General features: G+C 56.2%; 11 protein-coding genes. 1 reads left to right on the top strand and 10 read right to left on the bottom strand.

Going from position 1 to position 15,409, the window contains the following annotated elements; genetic code table 11:
* Nucleotides 1–11: 11 nt before the first annotated feature.
* The 10 genes from RIN49_RS09750 to RIN49_RS09705 all read right to left on the bottom strand — a co-directional run bounded on the left by RIN49_RS09750 (nucleotide 12) and on the right by RIN49_RS09705 (nucleotide 13,826).
* Nucleotides 12–1,358 carry an ABC transporter substrate-binding protein gene (locus RIN49_RS09750; protein WP_309119982.1) on the bottom strand — a complete coding sequence of 449 codons (1,347 nt, stop codon included), beginning with the start codon at nucleotides 1,356–1,358 and terminating at the stop codon, nucleotides 12–14.
* A gap of 145 nt (nucleotides 1,359–1,503) precedes the next feature.
* Entirely contained in the window at nucleotides 1,504–3,009 is a 1,506-nt protein-coding gene (locus RIN49_RS09745; protein WP_309119981.1) for a response regulator, read from the bottom strand.
* Nucleotides 2,997–4,817, bottom strand: coding sequence for a cache domain-containing sensor histidine kinase (locus tag RIN49_RS09740; protein WP_309119980.1), 1,821 nt, complete (start codon nucleotides 4,815–4,817; stop codon nucleotides 2,997–2,999). The genes RIN49_RS09745 and RIN49_RS09740 overlap by 13 nt, the downstream gene beginning before the upstream one ends.
* Before the next feature lie 8 nt (nucleotides 4,818–4,825).
* The gene (locus tag RIN49_RS09735) at nucleotides 4,826–5,656 is read right to left on the bottom strand and encodes a carbohydrate ABC transporter permease (RefSeq protein ID WP_309119979.1); all 831 of its coding nucleotides are present in this window, start codon (nucleotides 5,654–5,656) and stop codon (nucleotides 4,826–4,828) included.
* On the bottom strand, nucleotides 5,657–6,550 hold the full coding sequence (locus RIN49_RS09730; RefSeq protein WP_309119978.1) for a carbohydrate ABC transporter permease: 894 nt from the start codon (nucleotides 6,548–6,550) through the stop codon (nucleotides 5,657–5,659).
* Between the two features lie 248 nt (nucleotides 6,551–6,798).
* Nucleotides 6,799–7,683: a carbohydrate ABC transporter permease gene (locus RIN49_RS09725; protein ID WP_309119977.1), complete on the bottom strand. Its 885-nt coding sequence runs from the start codon at nucleotides 7,681–7,683 to the stop codon at nucleotides 6,799–6,801.
* Between the two features lie 14 nt (nucleotides 7,684–7,697).
* Complete coding sequence (locus RIN49_RS09720) at nucleotides 7,698–8,630, bottom strand: ABC transporter permease (RefSeq protein ID WP_375295229.1); 933 nt, start codon at nucleotides 8,628–8,630, stop codon at nucleotides 7,698–7,700.
* A complete protein-coding gene (locus RIN49_RS09715) occupies nucleotides 8,612–10,327 on the bottom strand; it encodes an extracellular solute-binding protein (RefSeq protein ID WP_309119976.1) in 1,716 nt (571 codons plus the stop codon). Before RIN49_RS09715 ends, RIN49_RS09720 begins: the two co-directional genes overlap by 19 nt.
* Nucleotides 10,328–10,399: 72 nt before the next feature.
* Nucleotides 10,400–12,076 carry a response regulator transcription factor gene (locus RIN49_RS09710; RefSeq protein ID WP_309119975.1) on the bottom strand — a complete coding sequence of 559 codons (1,677 nt, stop codon included), beginning with the start codon at nucleotides 12,074–12,076 and terminating at the stop codon, nucleotides 10,400–10,402.
* Nucleotides 12,048–13,826: a sensor histidine kinase gene (locus RIN49_RS09705; protein ID WP_309119974.1), complete on the bottom strand. Its 1,779-nt coding sequence runs from the start codon at nucleotides 13,824–13,826 to the stop codon at nucleotides 12,048–12,050. Before RIN49_RS09705 ends, RIN49_RS09710 begins: the two co-directional genes overlap by 29 nt.
* A 913-nt stretch (nucleotides 13,827–14,739) precedes the next feature.
* Here RIN49_RS09705 and RIN49_RS09700 point away from each other — a divergent pair.
* Entirely contained in the window at nucleotides 14,740–15,345 is a 606-nt protein-coding gene (locus RIN49_RS09700) for a hypothetical protein (protein ID WP_309119973.1), read from the top strand.
* Nucleotides 15,346–15,409 lie beyond the last annotated feature (64 nt).

Below are 15,409 nucleotides of genomic sequence, written 5' to 3'. Positions count from 1 at the left end.
ATAAGAATTTTTTATTGATTGCTAGCCGCCGAAGACCACGCGTTGTCCATGTTTTCCAGCATCTCGGCCGGCGTGATGGCTTTCAGATACACGCCTTGCGCGGACGTCATCATCTCCGCCGTCGCCGCGCCGCCGAACGCCCAGCCTTGGTCGAGGAACGGGTAGCTGCGGCCGCTCGCCACGACGTCGGCGATTCTCTGCAGCGCCGGATTCACTTCGCCCGTCTCGCCCTTGATCGTCATGAACGCTTGCTGGCTCTTCGCCCATGCCTTCTGCGTCTCCGTCTGCGACCAGAACTCTAAGTATTTCTTGGCCGCATCGGCGACCTTGGTGTTCTTATTGATCGCGAACGTCGTACCGACCGCCGCGGAGGCGATCGCGTCCTGCCCTTCTCCGTTCGAAGGCATCGGGAACATGCCGACCGCCAGATCCGGGTTCGCGCTCTGAATGCCCGGCAGCGACCAATTGCCGTCAATGTACATCGCCGCTTCGCCCGTCGCGAACGCCTGCTGCGCTTGCTCCAGGTTGACGCCCGTGCTCTTCGCGGTCAGGTAGCCCGCTTCGTCCAGCGCGAACCACCGTTCGACCATCGTCTTCCAGCCCTCGGCGAACGTCGTCTCGCCGGCGTTCAGCTGCGCGTCGAAGTCGGGGTTGTCCGCGTACACCAAGCCGGGCGCCATCGTATACAGCGCGGCCAGCGTCATCCACCCGTCGTTGTTGCCGATGGAGATCGGCGTGACGCCGGACGCCTTGAGCCGCTCCGCCGCCTGCATGAACTGATCCCACGTCTCGGGCACGGCGACGCCGAGCTCGTCGAACATCTTCTGGTTGTAATACACCCCTAACACGTTCATGTCGTTCGGGATCGCATATACTTGGCCGTCCGACGACGTCGCCTTCAGCGACGCCTCCGTGAAGTTCCCGATCCAAGGCTCGCCGGACAAATCGAGCAAGTATCCGGCCTTCCCGTACGCGATGACGTCGGACATCCCCGGATGGATCATAATGACGTCGGAAGCGTCGTTCGCCGCGAAGCGCGCCTTTAGAAACTCCTTAAACTGCGTGCCCGGCATGCCTTCGTAGACGACCTCGATGTTCGGATTCGCTTCCATGAACGACTCGTTGATTTCCGGAATCGCCCCGAGCTCCGAGCCGGACTTGAAGCCGCTGACCTTCAGCGTCACCTTCTCCCCCGAATCGGCCGCGCCGCCGCGGTTGGATCCGCTTCCATTTTCCGCCGAGGCCGTCGTTCCGTCCCCCCCTGCATCGCCGGTTCCGCCGCCGCTCGCGCCGGAGCATGCCGCCAGAAGCAGCGACATTCCCGTCAGCAATGCATACGACCGTTTCCACTTCGTCATTTCTTGTAACCTCCCCAAGAGTATCGGCTCCTTAGCTTCCCCCCTAGCGTACCGGATCGGCCATTCCTGGAAAACGACGCAAAATTCCGCTTTCTTCCCTTTTTTTCGGTTGTTCCCGTTCCGCCCGGCTTCGCGGCATCCCCCCTCACTGCCCCTTCTCTCGGTACTCCATCGGCGTGACGCCGAATCGCTTCCGAAACAACGTTCCGAAATATTTCGGACTCGTGTACCCGACGGCGCACGCCACCTCGTACATCTTCATGTCCGTCTCCCGCAGCATCCGACGCGCCTCCTCCAGCCGAACCTCGGTCACGTATTCGATAAACTTCCGCCCCGTCGTCTCCTTGAACAGCTCGCTGAAATAGGTCGGGTGCAAGTATACCTGGTGCGCCAACATCTCAAGGTTCAACCCCGGATCTGCGTAAGCCTCCTTGATAAGCTGCAGCGCCTTCCGGATGACCTTCCGCGAATTCCGCTCCGCCGACGCCTCCCATTGGAGCTCGTCGACGAATCGCTCGATTGACTGCAGCAGAGCGGACGGCGTCAACGCGATCGGGAGCCGTTCCCCGAACCTCGCGCCCGCTTCGCGCAGCTGAGCGCCCAGCGTCGTCCGGACGGCCGCGAGAGCGGGTCCGGAGAGAAACCCGAGCAATTGGAAGCAGCGCATCGCCATCCGCGACGGCTGGCGCTCCGACAGCGCGCGGATGTCCCGCGTCCAACCGCGAAGGCCGTCCAGAAGCTCGCCTTCGTCGTTCAGCTCCGCGGCCAACGTCAACCGCCTGCTCCAGTCCGGCTCCTCTGCCTCCCCTCCCGGTACCGCATCCCTTGACGCGGCTAACGTCATCGCCCGATGATACGCTTCCTTCAAGTCGTCGAAGTCGCGGAACGGCGCGGAGCGGCCGAAGCCGATCAAGCCGTTGCCTTGACCGCAGCGGGGCGCCGGCTCCGCCGGGAAGGCATCGCCGGGCAAGGCGCTTCCCTCCGCGACCGTCAACGTGCAGGCTTCCGCCAGCTCCACGCTCGCCAGCGCCCGCGCTCCCGGCAGGAGCCGCTCCAGCTCCCGATCCGCGCGCTCCGCTCGAAGCCGACCGTCGGAGCCGAGGCCGGTCGAGCCCCCCTCCTCCCATAGGAACGCCGCGACGACGTACGCTCGCTCCCCCGGCGAGCCCGCCTCCTCGCGGAACGCCTCGCGCAGCTCCCGGAATCGGTCCTCCCTCTGGCTGACGATCCATTCGAGCAGCAGCTTCTCGAGGCGGGCCGCCGAACGGCGACGCCTCTCCTGCAGGCGCGCCTCGACCTTCCGCACCGCCTGCACGAGCTCCTCCCGTTGGATCGGCTTCAGCAGATAGTCCGCGACGCCGTACCGCATCGCCGTCTGCAAGTACGTAAATTCCTCGTGGCCGGACAGAATGATCTTGTGCAGCTCCGGCCGAACGCGTTCCAGCTCCTTCGACAGCTCCAGCCCGTCCATGACCGGCATGCGGATATCGATGATCGCAAGGTCGGGCGCGGCTTCCTCCAAACATTCGAGCGCCGCCTCTCCGTCCTCGCACGTCCGCGTCACTTCCCACTCCGGCAGCAAGCGCCCGACGAGCTGCGACAAGCCCGCCCGAATCGTCTCCTCGTCGTCGACGATCATCAGCTTAAGCATTCGACGTCTCCTCCTTCGCGCGTAAAGCGCATCCGTATCGTCGCGACCGTGCCCCCGCCCGGCCGCCGCTCGATCGTAAGACCGTATCCTTCCCCGTACGCGCGATAAATTCGCTTATGGACGTTCGTCAACCCGATATGGCCGTCATGCCGGTCGTCGTCGTTCCGCTCCGCGTCCCGCAGCCGCCCGTTCACCTCCGCGAGCCGCGCCTCGTCGAGCCCGCAGCCGTCGTCCGCGATCCGGATCGCCAGATCGTCTCCGCGCCGTTCGGCCGATATTTCGATCGCGCCTTGCCCGCGGGCGGGCGCGATGCCGTGGACGAGTGCATTTTCCACGAGAGGTTGTATGATCCACGGCAGCGTATACGCGCGAAGAACCTCTTCGTCGAACGCCGCGGTATACCGCAGCTTCGGGAAGCGGATCCGCTGCAGGCGCATATACACCTCGGTATATTCCGCTTCCCGGGACAACGGAATGTATTCCGCGTTCTCCTGAAGGGATAACCGGAACAGCTTGCCGAGCAGCGACACCATGTCCGCCACCTCGTAATCCTCGTTCAGCTCGGCCTTCATATTAATCGATTCAAGCGTGTTATACAGAAAATGGGGATTGATCTGACTGCGAAGCACTTTCACTTCCGCCTGCTGCCGATAGATCTTCATCGTCAGCACCCGGTTGACGAGCTCGTTGATCTTCTCGACCATATGGTTGAAGCTTCGGCCGAGGCGCCCGATCTCGTCCTGCGTCTGCTGCGGGAAGCGGACGCTGTAATCGCCCATCTCGACGCGGCGCATCAGCCGTTCCATGCCTTTGAGAGGTTTAATGACCGTGACTGTGAAGAGGGAGGACAAGAAGATGGATAACAACGCTGCCACGGCCGTGAACGCGATCGACAGATTGCGCAACATCGCGAGCTCGTCGGACAGCTGCCGCGTGGGGACCGTATTGACGACCGTCCATCCGGAACGGTCGGACCGGACGTACTGCACCATCGTCCGCCCTTCGTTCCAGTCGGTCTCGAATGTCCCGTACGCGCCGGGTAACGCCGGGGAGAACGCCGTTCCGATAAGCCGCGCATCCGGATGAAATACGATCGTGCCGGCGTCGTCCACGATGAACAGCGTGGACGACGTCTTCGCCTTCGTCTCCTCCAGCAGCTCGAGCAGATGGTCGGTCGACAAGTCGATGAGCAGCACGCCGTACGACGCCCGGTTGGCCACGTTCACGATGCTTCGCGCATACGAGAAAATAAACCGTTCCCCGGTCTCGGCCGGGTCCGGGCGGTACGGCGGCAGAATGACACCGCTTCCATCCGCGGTCAGCACCCGGTCGTACCCGCCTTCCGCTACGAAATCGCTATGGTCGACCCACTTGCCCACGCCGTATTGGGAGTACTGCACTTCTCCGTCGCTGATCCAATAGATGCCCTGAATATGCCGGAACGGCATGAAAAACATAATGTTGCGAAGCGCCTCGTCGACGGCGATCCGCTCCATATAGAGATCCAACGGGTCCTTCTTCCCGCGCAGCCCGTCCACTCCGTCCAAGTAGAAGGTCATCGACAGGCCGTCGATCTCCGCGAGGTAATTGTCGAGGTTGCGGCTCACTTGGTCCGCCAGGTTCAATCCGAATTCGCCGACGCGTTCGGTCAGATTGTGATGATACTGCCGGAAGCCGATCCACGTCACGATCCACGCCGAGACGATCATCATGAGCCCGTAGACGAGAATGAGCTTCTTCTCCAGCCCCCAATGGCGGAACGATCTCGCTCCCGCCGGCGTCTTCCACCCGATCTTCATGGTCGGCATCCCTCGCTTCATCCTTTGACGGCACCGGCCGCGATGCCCTTAATAATGAACTTCTGCAGCGCGATATACACCAGCGTCAACGGCAGCACGGACAACACCATTCCTGGAAAAAGCAGCGACCAATCCGTCACGTGCTCCCCGACGAACATATATAATGCGATCGTAATCGTCCGATAGCTCTGGTCCTGCAGGAACAGCAGCGGCACGATCAAGTCGTTCCATGTGTTCAACGAGCATAGGACGACGACCGTCGCCGTCACCGGCTTGACGACCGGGAACACCGCGAGCCAGAACGCTCGGAACAGCCCGCAGCCGTCGATCTTCGCGGCTTCCTCCAACTCTTTCGGCGACGTGCGCAAGAAGCCCGAGTAAAGAAAGATCGTGAGCGGCAGGTTGAGCGCCGTGAAGATCAGAATCGCGCCATGGTACGTATTCACCATATGGAAGCCGTTAATCAGCTTGTACAGCGGCACCATCGCCAGCTGGAACGGCAGCATAATGCCGGCGATGAAGGTAATGTATACCATATAATAAACCTTCTCCGTCCTTCTCGCCAGAGGATAAGAAGCCAAGGAACCCAGCACCGTGAGAAGCAGCACCGCGCCCGCCGTAATCAGCAGTGTGTTGCCGAACACTGCGTAGAACCGCATATTTTCCCATGCCGCGATATAGTTGTGCAAGGAGAAGGAGGTCGGCAGCGACAGCGGCGAGCCCGCCATCTGCTCCGGCGTCTTGAACGTCATCGAGACGATGAAAAACAACGGGTAGACGCTAATCCCCGCAAGCAGCGCCATCAGAAGCTCCAGCCATCGCCGGTTCGAGCGTCGCATCGTCCGCATCTAACCGTGCACCTCCCTTCTTCTCAGCAGTAAAATCTGCGCCAGGGAAATAACGAAGACGAACAGAAACATGACGACGCCGATCGCCGTCCCGTAGCCGAAGCTTCCCTTCGTGAACGCCGTGGAATACAGCAGCGTCGTCATCGTCTCCGTCGCGTAGTACGGACCGCCCTTCGTCGTCACGAAGATGATGTCGAACGCCTTCAGCGTCCCGATGCTCGACAGGACGACGTTGATCGTCACCGACGGCGCCAGCAGCGGGAACGTGACCGACCGGAACCGCTGCCAGCCGCTCGCCCCGTCGATGTCGGCCGCCTCGTACAAGTCCGCCGGAATCGTCTGCAAATTCGCGAGATAGATGATCATCGAATAGCCCGCGAACTGCCATACCGCCATCGCTACGATGCTGTATAACGCGAATTGAGGATCCCCCAGCCACGTCTGCTCCCAGCCCGAGAGACCGAGGACGCGGAGCAGCGTATTCAGGACTCCGTCCTGCGGCTCGTAGATGTACATCCACGTATAGCCGACGACCAACGGACTTAAGACGGCGGGGACGAAAAACAACGTCCTCAAGAGCTGCTTGCCTCGGATCTTCGAGTCGAGCGCCACCGCCAGCGGCACCGCCAGCGCGTTCTGAATGACGACGACGAAGAGCGTAAAGACGAGCGTATTTCGAATCGCCTTCATAAACACCTTGTCGGATCCTAGGTTAACGAAGTTCTTCAACCCGACGAAGTCCATCGTCTGATAGAAGCCGTTCCAATTCGTAAGGCTGTAGAAGAAGCTCCCCAACACGGGGCCCAGCAGGAACAAGCTGTACACCGCCAGCGCCGGCGCGATGAAACAAGCCAGTGCGAGATGCTCCTTCCCGGCCATCGACCATTTCCCCAATGCCCTCATTCCTTTCCGTATGTCGCACACGCCTGTACTGACATGGTACCGGAAAGCGGCTTCGGGCATAATTGCGTAAAATTCATGTTTGCTCCCTTTTTTTCGGGAGTTGCGGCGAGCCTTCGGACGGCAGTGGAACATACAGTCGTTCTTAACGAACGATTCAATTCTTCCCTTTCCTCATCCGCTACCATCGATAAATGGCCAAAGGTACAGCTTCCGCAGCGCGCGAAAGCTGTACCTTTGTATTACTCCTTCACGCTGCCCAGCACGATCCCTTTCATAAAAAACCGTTGCAGAAACGGATAGACCATCAGAATCGGCAGCGCCCCCATAAAGATTTGTGCCGCCTTGACCGTCCGGTCGGACACTTCGGCCAGGAGCTCCAGATCGGTGGAGGAAGCCAGCGTCATATCCCGTTGCGCGATTACGGTTTGAAGGTAGCTCTGCAGGGGATAGCGTTCAGGCGAATTCATGTAGATCAGCCCGTCGAACCAGGAGTTCCAATGGCCGACCGTCGTAAACAGCGCGATCGTCGCCAGGGCGGGCAGCGATAACGGCAAGTAAATCTGCGCCAGCGTTCGCATATGTCCGGCCCCGTCCATGAACGACGCTTCTTCCAGTTCTTTCGGCAGTCCGCGGAAGAAATTCAGCAGCAGCACGACGTTGAACACCGGGACGGCCCCCGGCAGGATCAGCGCCCAGATCGAATCCAGTAGCCCTGTCGACCGGATCGTCATATAGGACGGAATGAGTCCGCCGTGAAACAGCATGGTGAAGACGAAGAACCAGACATACGCTGTTCGCGGTTTAAACTTGGCGGACTCCTTGGACAACGGATACGCGATCAGCACCGTCAGCAACAGATTCAGGGGCAGCCCGATCGCCACCCGCTGGATCGTAACCCACAAAGACCGGACAAATTCAGGCCGATTCAGCACGAACTCATAAGATTTCAGCGTGAACTCCACCGGCCACAGCTTCACCATGCCTGCGGTCGCCGCCGCATTCGAGCTTAACGACAACGCGAATACATGGACGAGCGGCACGACGCACAGCAGGGACAGGACAACAAGAAACGTATAATTGAATATTGTAAACACGCGTCTGCCTACGGAAAGACGCTCGGTCATCTGGGCATCCTCCCTTAGAAAATGCGATAGTTCGCATATCGATAGGCGAGCACATACGAAATCGATATGAACAGCAGGGAAACGACGGATTTCAGCAGTCCGACGGCTGTCGCGGTGCCGTATTGGGCATCGACCAAGCCGATTCGGTATACAAGCGTATCGATAATATCGCCGCTTTCGTACACCTGCGGGCTATACAGGTTGAATACCTGATCGAAACCTGCGTTCAGCACGTTGCCCAAGCTCAGCGTTGCCGTCAATACGATAATCGGCATCATGCCGGGTAGCGTGATATGCAACGTCTGCTTCCATCGGTTCGCTCCGTCCACGATCGCGGCTTCGTACAGCGCCGGGTTAATCGAGGTCAGTGCGGCCAGAAATACGATCGTATTGAAACCGAATTCTTTCCACACGTCCGATATGACGAGCACATACGGAAATACATCGTTGTTGCCCAGAAAGTAGACAGGTTCGGCCCCGAGCGATTTGATCGCCTGGTTCACGATGCCGGCGGAGGGCGAAAGGATGTCGATCAGAATGCCGCCCAGTATGATCCAGGAAAGAAAGTGCGGCAAATAGATAAGCGTTTGGATTCCCCGCTTGACGAATTCCTTGCGCACTTCGTTCAGCAGGAGCGAAATCACGATCGGAACGGCCATGCCCGCCGCAATCTTCATAAAGGCAATCCACACCGTATTGCGCAGCACCAGCCGTGACCCCGGCAGCTCCCAAACGAAACGGAAATTATCCAGCCCGACCCAATCGGAATCGAAAATGCCTTTCGCGGGAATGTATTGCTGAAAGGCGATAACGATGCCGAACATGGGAAAATAACTGTAGATCAGGACAAGGATCACGCCGGGCAGAAGCATGAGATGAAGCGGGAGGCTGCGCAAGCGGCCTCCCATCGAAACGCCCTGCCGTCCCGTCATTTGTTCTTGGCCCATTCGTTCACTTCAGCCGTCATCTGATCGCCGCCAAGCTTTTTCCAATCGGATACGAATTTATCGAACAGTTCGATCGGTTCTCCCATAATGATTCGCGTAAATGTCTCCTCTTCGATCTTGTCGAGCGTCGACTTCTTGGATGCCATTGTCGGCATAGGCGCGCCATAGAATCCGTTGCGGACGACTAGGTCCTCTTCCACGTAATGATTAGTTACGGAGAAGGAGCCCTCGATGCCGAACACGCGGTCATACGCCCAATCCAGCGTGTCCGTTCCTCCGTCGAGATGGTTTTTGATGCGGTTGTAATAGTCGGTTTCCTCCGCGTTGAGATCGGATGTATCGCCGCTCTGCAGCGCCGCGGAAACGGCCAGGTGGGCATCCAGATTTTTGCGCGACGGCCATGCCTGGAACGGAGCGTACTTGTGACGTTCAACGCCGCCTTTGTTGAAATGCTCGGAGTAGATCTCGGGAGTCGTATTCTCTCCCCATCCCTTCTCCACGAAGACGTTCAGCGCTTTTACCAGCGCCTCCGGGTGCTCCGTTCCCTTCAGCACGGCATAATACGATCCGACCGCGAGATTATGAGGCGTCTTGGCCGGCTCGGCGTCGATCGAAGGAAGCGGAAGAGCTCTCCACTGCGCCTTCGGATCGTTCTGCCGGCTAGGCTGAAGCGGCCAGATCGAGTTGGCCATGCCGCCGAAATGAAGCCCCGCCTTGCCGGAAGCTGCGAGCTCGGCGGCTTTGCCGCCATCCTTCGTACCGAATTCCTGATCGATCAACCCCGCCTTATACAGCTCCTGGGCTTTCGCGAGCGCCTCCTTCACTTCCGGCTGTATCGAGCCGTATACCAGATTCCCGCTTCCGTCGTCCAGCCACAGGCGGGGATAAGCGCGGAACCCGTTAAAGAACCCCTCCAGCGTCGCGTACCCGACACCGAATAACCCTTTCGACAGCGACAATCCGATCGTATCCGCTTGGCCGTTACCGTCCGGATCCTGCTTGGCGAACGCCTCCATCACGTTGTAGAACTCATCCATCGTCTTCGGGGCTTCCAGACCGAGCTTCTCCAGCCAGTCCGTACGCGCCCAATACATGGAGTAGCCGTCCTGCGAGGAGCCGGTAAAAGGCATCGCCATCAGCTTGCCGTCAAACTTTGCCGAATCCAGCACCTCCGGTCCTCCCTGGTTCACGATTTCCTTCAGAAAGGGAGAGGCATGCTTCTCATAGATGTCCGTAAGGTCCATGATGAGGTCCGAATCGACCAACTGCTTCAGCTGCACGGCCGTAACCGGAATAATTTGCGGCAGATCGCCGGATGCGATCGAGACGTTCATCTTCTGTCCGAATTGCTCGCTGTTCGCGATCCACAAATTCTTCACCTTGATATTCAGCTCATTCTCGAGCGTACGCGTCCAGACGTTATTGTCCAGCGATTCCCCTTGATCGAACTTGAACGTATCGTCCTGGGAGCGAACGGTCGTAATTTCGATCGGCTCCGGGTACTTTCCGAAATGGGGATCGGCATCCGCTGCGGAAGCGGTAACGGGGGCTTCTTTGCCCGCGGCCGGCTCGGATGGCGCCGAAGGCGTGCTCCCCTTTTCGTCACCGGTTCCGACCCCGGAGCATGCGGATAACAGAAGCGCCAAAGCGAGCAAGAAACTCGTTGCCGCCCGCATGCGGTTCGGTCGTTTAATCATCTTTCATTCCTCCTTGTTTTGTGTACGCTTTCATTATCCGCCCTGCTCCGGTATGTCTCAATGAGACAATATTTACGATCCTTGTTCGTTTTTTACCTGATTCCCGATTACCGCGTCGCGATACTCTTGAGGCGTCAGTCCGGTCATTTTTTTGTACAATCGGGTAAAATAAGCCGGCGAATCGAATCCGACGGAGCGGGCGATATCGGCGACCTTCATCAAGGTTCCATCAAGCAGTTCCTTCCCCTTTGCAATCCGTCGATCGTTGATATGATCGATGAGATTTTGTCCCGTTCTGGCCTTGTACACCCGGGATAAATAAGCGGGATTCAAGAACACTTTCTTGGAAAGGACGGTCAGGGACAGGTCGTCGGACAGATGCTCTTCAATATACCGGTTGACGGTCGCGACAATTCGGCTGCTCGCTTCCATTCGCTCGGCCTTTCGCCATTCTCCCCACCCGGCAAGCAGCTTCTTCGCTTCCTCCAGGCCTGCTTCCGGATGAAAAATATAATCGCTGTCGAGTAATCGCCATACACGGTCCGCGCCAGGCGCACCGCCAGAACCGCCGCGCGTATTCAGTTGGAACAGAAGACCGGATACGAACGATACGTACATTTCCGAATATAGCGATCGGTCCAGGTTCGATACAGCCAGCAGCTGCTGGATTTCCCCGATGATCCGGAAGCATTCCTCCACACCTTCCGGCTGAAGTCCTCCCTCCTCCAGCAGCCTCCCGAACAACGTTCGGATTTGCTGCTCGGACTGTAGGCTCTGCTCGTCCCGGTCATGGGCTTCTTCGACATCGACGACCACGATCAGCTCTCCATCGAGTTTGCGCGCCATCGCTTTATGCATGCCGGCGTAGCCGGCTTGCAGGCGGCTCCATGGGATCGGTTCACGAATCGTCGCGAAAGAAACCGTCATCTGCAGAATCTCGCTGACGATTTGTTGAACGGTTTCCAGAATGCTGGGAACGTAAAGCTGCATGCTTGCCGGTCCCGATTTTTCATTTGCTTCGCGGGCTCGCGCCGTAGGCTGCAGCGCCCAGACAAACGAACGATCGTCAAAAACGGCTTTCAGAATGATGAAATCCTTGAAGCATTCTTCGCCGATGTTCTCGATTGCGCCAAGCAGCAGCAGCCGGTCCGCAGAGCTGTCGTTCGGCCGCCACGCATCGACTTTTCCCAGCACTGGGATGACCGGTTTTGACAGATCGGGCCGTTCGGCCATATCATCGAACATATCCGCCGTCAGCGATTGGACCGTCCTCGAGCCTTCGCACATCTTTTTCAGATGCTCGCCCCGCAGGACGGGCAACGCAAGCGAAAGCTGCAGCTTGGCCGTTTCAAGAAATTTCTTGCTTCGTCTCTCTTCGCGAATACCGGCAATCGCTTTCTTCACGGCATCGATAATGACCGTATCCTCTTCCGATTTTAAAATGTAGTTGATCGCCCCTTCCCTCACCGCCTTGCGTACCAGTTCCGATTCATCGTATCCTGTCAGAAAAATGATTTTGCATTCCTGCCGCCGCCTAACGATCTCATCTTGCAGTTCAAGGCCGCTGAGTCCGGGCATGCGGATATCGGAAAGTACGATATCGATCCTGGTCCCGCTCAGGATCGCGATCGCCTCTTCTCCGGAATACGCTTTGTGCACTTGTAGCTCGGGATCGTCAAATGCTGAAAATACCTCATACAAGCCGTCCACAATGCGATATTCATCGTCCACCAGCAGCAGTCTGTACATGCGCTTCGCCCTCCTTCGGAATCGACACCCTAACCTTTAACCCTCCACGTTCGCTTCGGGCGAGCGTCAGCCCTCCTCTTCCTTTGCCGTAAATGCGAATCCGGCGATGAATATTGATGAGTCCTGTGCTTTCCTCCACCGATTCCGGCGAATTCAGCCGGCTGTTCAGCTCATCCAACTGCCGGTCGTCCAGTTGATCCCCGTTATCTTCGATTACGATTGCAATTCGGTCGTCACCTTCTTCAAAGGACACGCCGATCCAGCCGTCCGCCGCTTTTTTCTCCAGACCATGCTCATAGACGTTTTCCAGGATCGGCTGCAAGGTCAACCGAGGTATAGGTATCTTGTACAGCGCTTCGGGGAGATCCGCGAATTCGACGCGAATGCGTTTGCCGAAACGCATGTTCTGAATCTCCGCATAGGTTCTTGTAAACTGTACTTCCGCTCCCAGGCCGATCAAATCTTTGCCGTCGCGAGCGATATACCGGTAATAATCGCCCAGATGACGGGCAAGCCTCATGACGCTTTCATAGTCCTCCGATTGCGCCATACGATACAGAATAAAGAAGCTGTTATAGAAAAAATGCGGGTTGATCTGCGATTGAAGCTTCCGCAGCTCCGCCAGCTGCGCACGATATTTCTGCTCATATACTTCGTGAACGAGCACATTTAGCCGGTCGATCATTTGATTGAAATGAAGGTACAGATAAGAGAATTCATCCTTGAATCGGTAAGGACCGATGCGCTCGAAATGACCCCGCTCGGCGCTTCTGAACGACTGCAGCAGGCGAACGAGCGGACGGTGAATCAACCCGTAAATCGAAGAGGAAAATGCAAATACGACGATGACGGAAATGACGGACAGCACCCAATACCAACGTTGATATTTCAGCATCGGACCAAGTGCCTGCTCCTCCGGCGTATACGTCAACATGACCGCATCCATGGCAGGCGCTTTCTGATAGGTAACCATAAAGGGGCGATTGTCCATGACGAAAGTGCCGGACCCATGGTTCCGATCATCCTCCGATTTTTCCTCCAGCCAATCCAGCAGCTGATTTTTACGTTCCGAGAGCAGGCCGTCCGTCAGAAACCAGTCGCGCTTTACGCCGGCCAATAGGGATCCCCCGTCCGCATGAGAAACAAACCGGTTAAGATCGTCCGTTAACGCTTTGGCGTCGATCTCGGCGTGAATCACAAAAGAGGGGCCGTTCAGTGCGCTCCAGTACTGCCTCTCCGGGTAGGGGATGCTGATGAACATTCGATCATTCCAGAGACGTATGGGTACTTCTGCCGTTATCCGCGACAGTTCTTTATCGAATAACTCATTGGTCGGAAAAGAAATCGAAGAACTCGCTGTCGAGATCGTTCGATCGATGGCTTGAATGTAGACGGCTATATCCTTTACATAACGGGTAGAGCTTTTTAGTATGACAAGTCGTTTGCTCAGCCGCAGAATCGAGTCCATACGCTGGATATTGCTCATGGTAGAGTAGGCGACGCTCAATTTCGAAAGATCCTCATCGTACATCAACTCGAATTGCTGGGTCACGATTCGCTGGAACTCGGAATCGATCGTATTCATGTAATAGCTGACCTTCGAATACATGGAATTCGAAATTTCCGTTTTTAGCGTCTTCGACCCGGTTTCATTCATCATCATACTTGTGACGTAGAGTGGCGTAAGTACGAGCAGAAAGGTCAAAACGAGCTTTTTGAAGATGGTGAATTCCGCCGGATATCTCCGCATCTGAACCCCTCGGACATGTAAAATAGTGGCATTCGCTCTTATTCTACAATGCGAAAATATGGAGACTTGGGGACTATTCGGACATGTAACGGGGTGTATTCGGCCAACTCCAGAATATTACGGCAGAAAAGAACGAACCTGCACCGGTTTCACGGCGTCAGGATCTTCTATGGAGTGATTATATTGGAATTAAAAAAGGACGCCCGCTAAGGACGTCCCCTCTATACAATATTTATCGGCGGCCTTCCGCCGTTCCTTGAGCGCTCGCTGGATGTCGCGCTCGATCATAGCGATCGGCTGCATTTATTTTTTTTAGTTTCTCGTTGACCGTACGACTGATAATGTTGTCGTTTTAAGGCAGCGAATGCGACTACTATACCAATCAGCGTAACCGCTGCCGAAACAATAAATGCGGTATGGATAGACGAATTAAGAGCAGTCGGACTAATCGTCTCCATGGTTGCGTCGGAACCATGGGGAGCGGAGATAATAGCCATAATTGTTCAGTGAAAATAAAGTATTAGACTCGATTCGCTGATCCAAGCCGGATCCGCGTCTCAAGAAGGTATCAGGTCCGCTAAATTAAGTATTAGACTGAGCCTGAAATAAAAACTGCGGCAGCATAAGACCGAAGATTTTTCAACTCCCAACCAAAAGGGTTAAGAGGTGTGTTTGGATAAAAACAGTGTCTCGTTTTCTGAGGGTCTAGAGTGGGTGGTCCTAAGTTCGACGGCTTACAAGTGCATATGCCTTTCCCAGACCGTTGACTACGATAATTACACCCTTGTGGTTTCGAAAATGGGTGTAACCTTTTCTTGATCCTGGCGTCTATTATGTAAATGCTTTGCACATCGGTGTCACTTGGAAGTTATACAAGTAAAAATGATCTTTTTCTTTGGAGGGGCACGTACGCATGGTCAAATATAAGTTATTGGGTATTATTCTGGTTGTATCGTTGTCGACGCAAGTTAATTCTTCCGACTCGATCGCCGTTCAAATTGATGGATTACGGTATAATTTTAGCCAATCCCCAAAAATTGTGGACGGTGAGGCATTCGGGGCAACAGTTCATTATGATGAACATATGAAGGAAGTGATAACAAGCACCGGGGGGACCCAAGATAATAGATATGAAGCGATTGTCGAGTTCCCTGTAGATCGATTCCCTGAACCGGCAGCCCATATAAAAGTAGCGATTGCAGCTGGGAAGCCATCTGTGTGTACCATTGACAGAGATGGTGAAGACGAAAATCAGAAAAAGGAAACAGCTGATTTCCTAACACAATGGCCAATGGTAATTTGCGAAGAAGGTCGCGAGGGCGCAGATGTTGCTTATGTCAAATCGTCTGACAATTATGAAGTAGGTGCGTGGTTGAGGGAAAAGCTCAAACCATACTCAGATGGTACTCGCGTGTATTTCGTGCTACCCGACGAAACAAACGTAAGGTTAGGTCCAGGTGCTGTGGAAATAATTGAAGGTGGACCGCATCTCGTAAAGATCCCTGTGAAGGAAAAATAAACGTACGTGGGGGTCGCGGAGGCCTATTTACCTCTACTACCACTGTTTGCGAATGCGAGATAGA

Origin of the sequence: Paenibacillus sp. (assembly GCF_031177825.1) — a bacterium.
Classification (GTDB): domain Bacteria; phylum Bacillota; class Bacilli; order Paenibacillales; family YIM-B00363; genus Paenibacillus_AE.
Note: the sequence above shows the minus strand (reverse complement) of the source record. Positions and strands in the feature narration are given on the sequence as shown.

Excerpts from the sequence above, each read along its gene's own strand:
- RIN49_RS09720 (WP_375295229.1), bottom strand. The coding sequence starts at position 8,630 with ATGGGCCAAGAACAAATGACGGGACGGCAGGGCGTTTCGATGGGAGGC.
- RIN49_RS09735 (WP_309119979.1), bottom strand. The coding sequence starts at position 5,656 with ATGCGGACGATGCGACGCTCGAACCGGCGATGGCTGGAGCTTCTGATG.
- RIN49_RS09745 (WP_309119981.1), bottom strand. The coding sequence starts at position 3,009 with ATGCTTAAGCTGATGATCGTCGACGACGAGGAGACGATTCGGGCGGGC.
- RIN49_RS09700 (WP_309119973.1), top strand. The coding sequence starts at position 14,740 with ATGGTCAAATATAAGTTATTGGGTATTATTCTGGTTGTATCGTTGTCG.
- RIN49_RS09705 (WP_309119974.1), bottom strand. The coding sequence starts at position 13,826 with ATGCGGAGATATCCGGCGGAATTCACCATCTTCAAAAAGCTCGTTTTG.
- RIN49_RS09750 (WP_309119982.1), bottom strand. The coding sequence starts at position 1,358 with ATGACGAAGTGGAAACGGTCGTATGCATTGCTGACGGGAATGTCGCTG.
- RIN49_RS09725 (WP_309119977.1), bottom strand. The coding sequence starts at position 7,683 with ATGACCGAGCGTCTTTCCGTAGGCAGACGCGTGTTTACAATATTCAAT.
- RIN49_RS09740 (WP_309119980.1), bottom strand. The coding sequence starts at position 4,817 with ATGCCGACCATGAAGATCGGGTGGAAGACGCCGGCGGGAGCGAGATCG.
- RIN49_RS09710 (WP_309119975.1), bottom strand. The coding sequence starts at position 12,076 with ATGTACAGACTGCTGCTGGTGGACGATGAATATCGCATTGTGGACGGC.
- RIN49_RS09715 (WP_309119976.1), bottom strand. The coding sequence starts at position 10,327 with ATGATTAAACGACCGAACCGCATGCGGGCGGCAACGAGTTTCTTGCTC.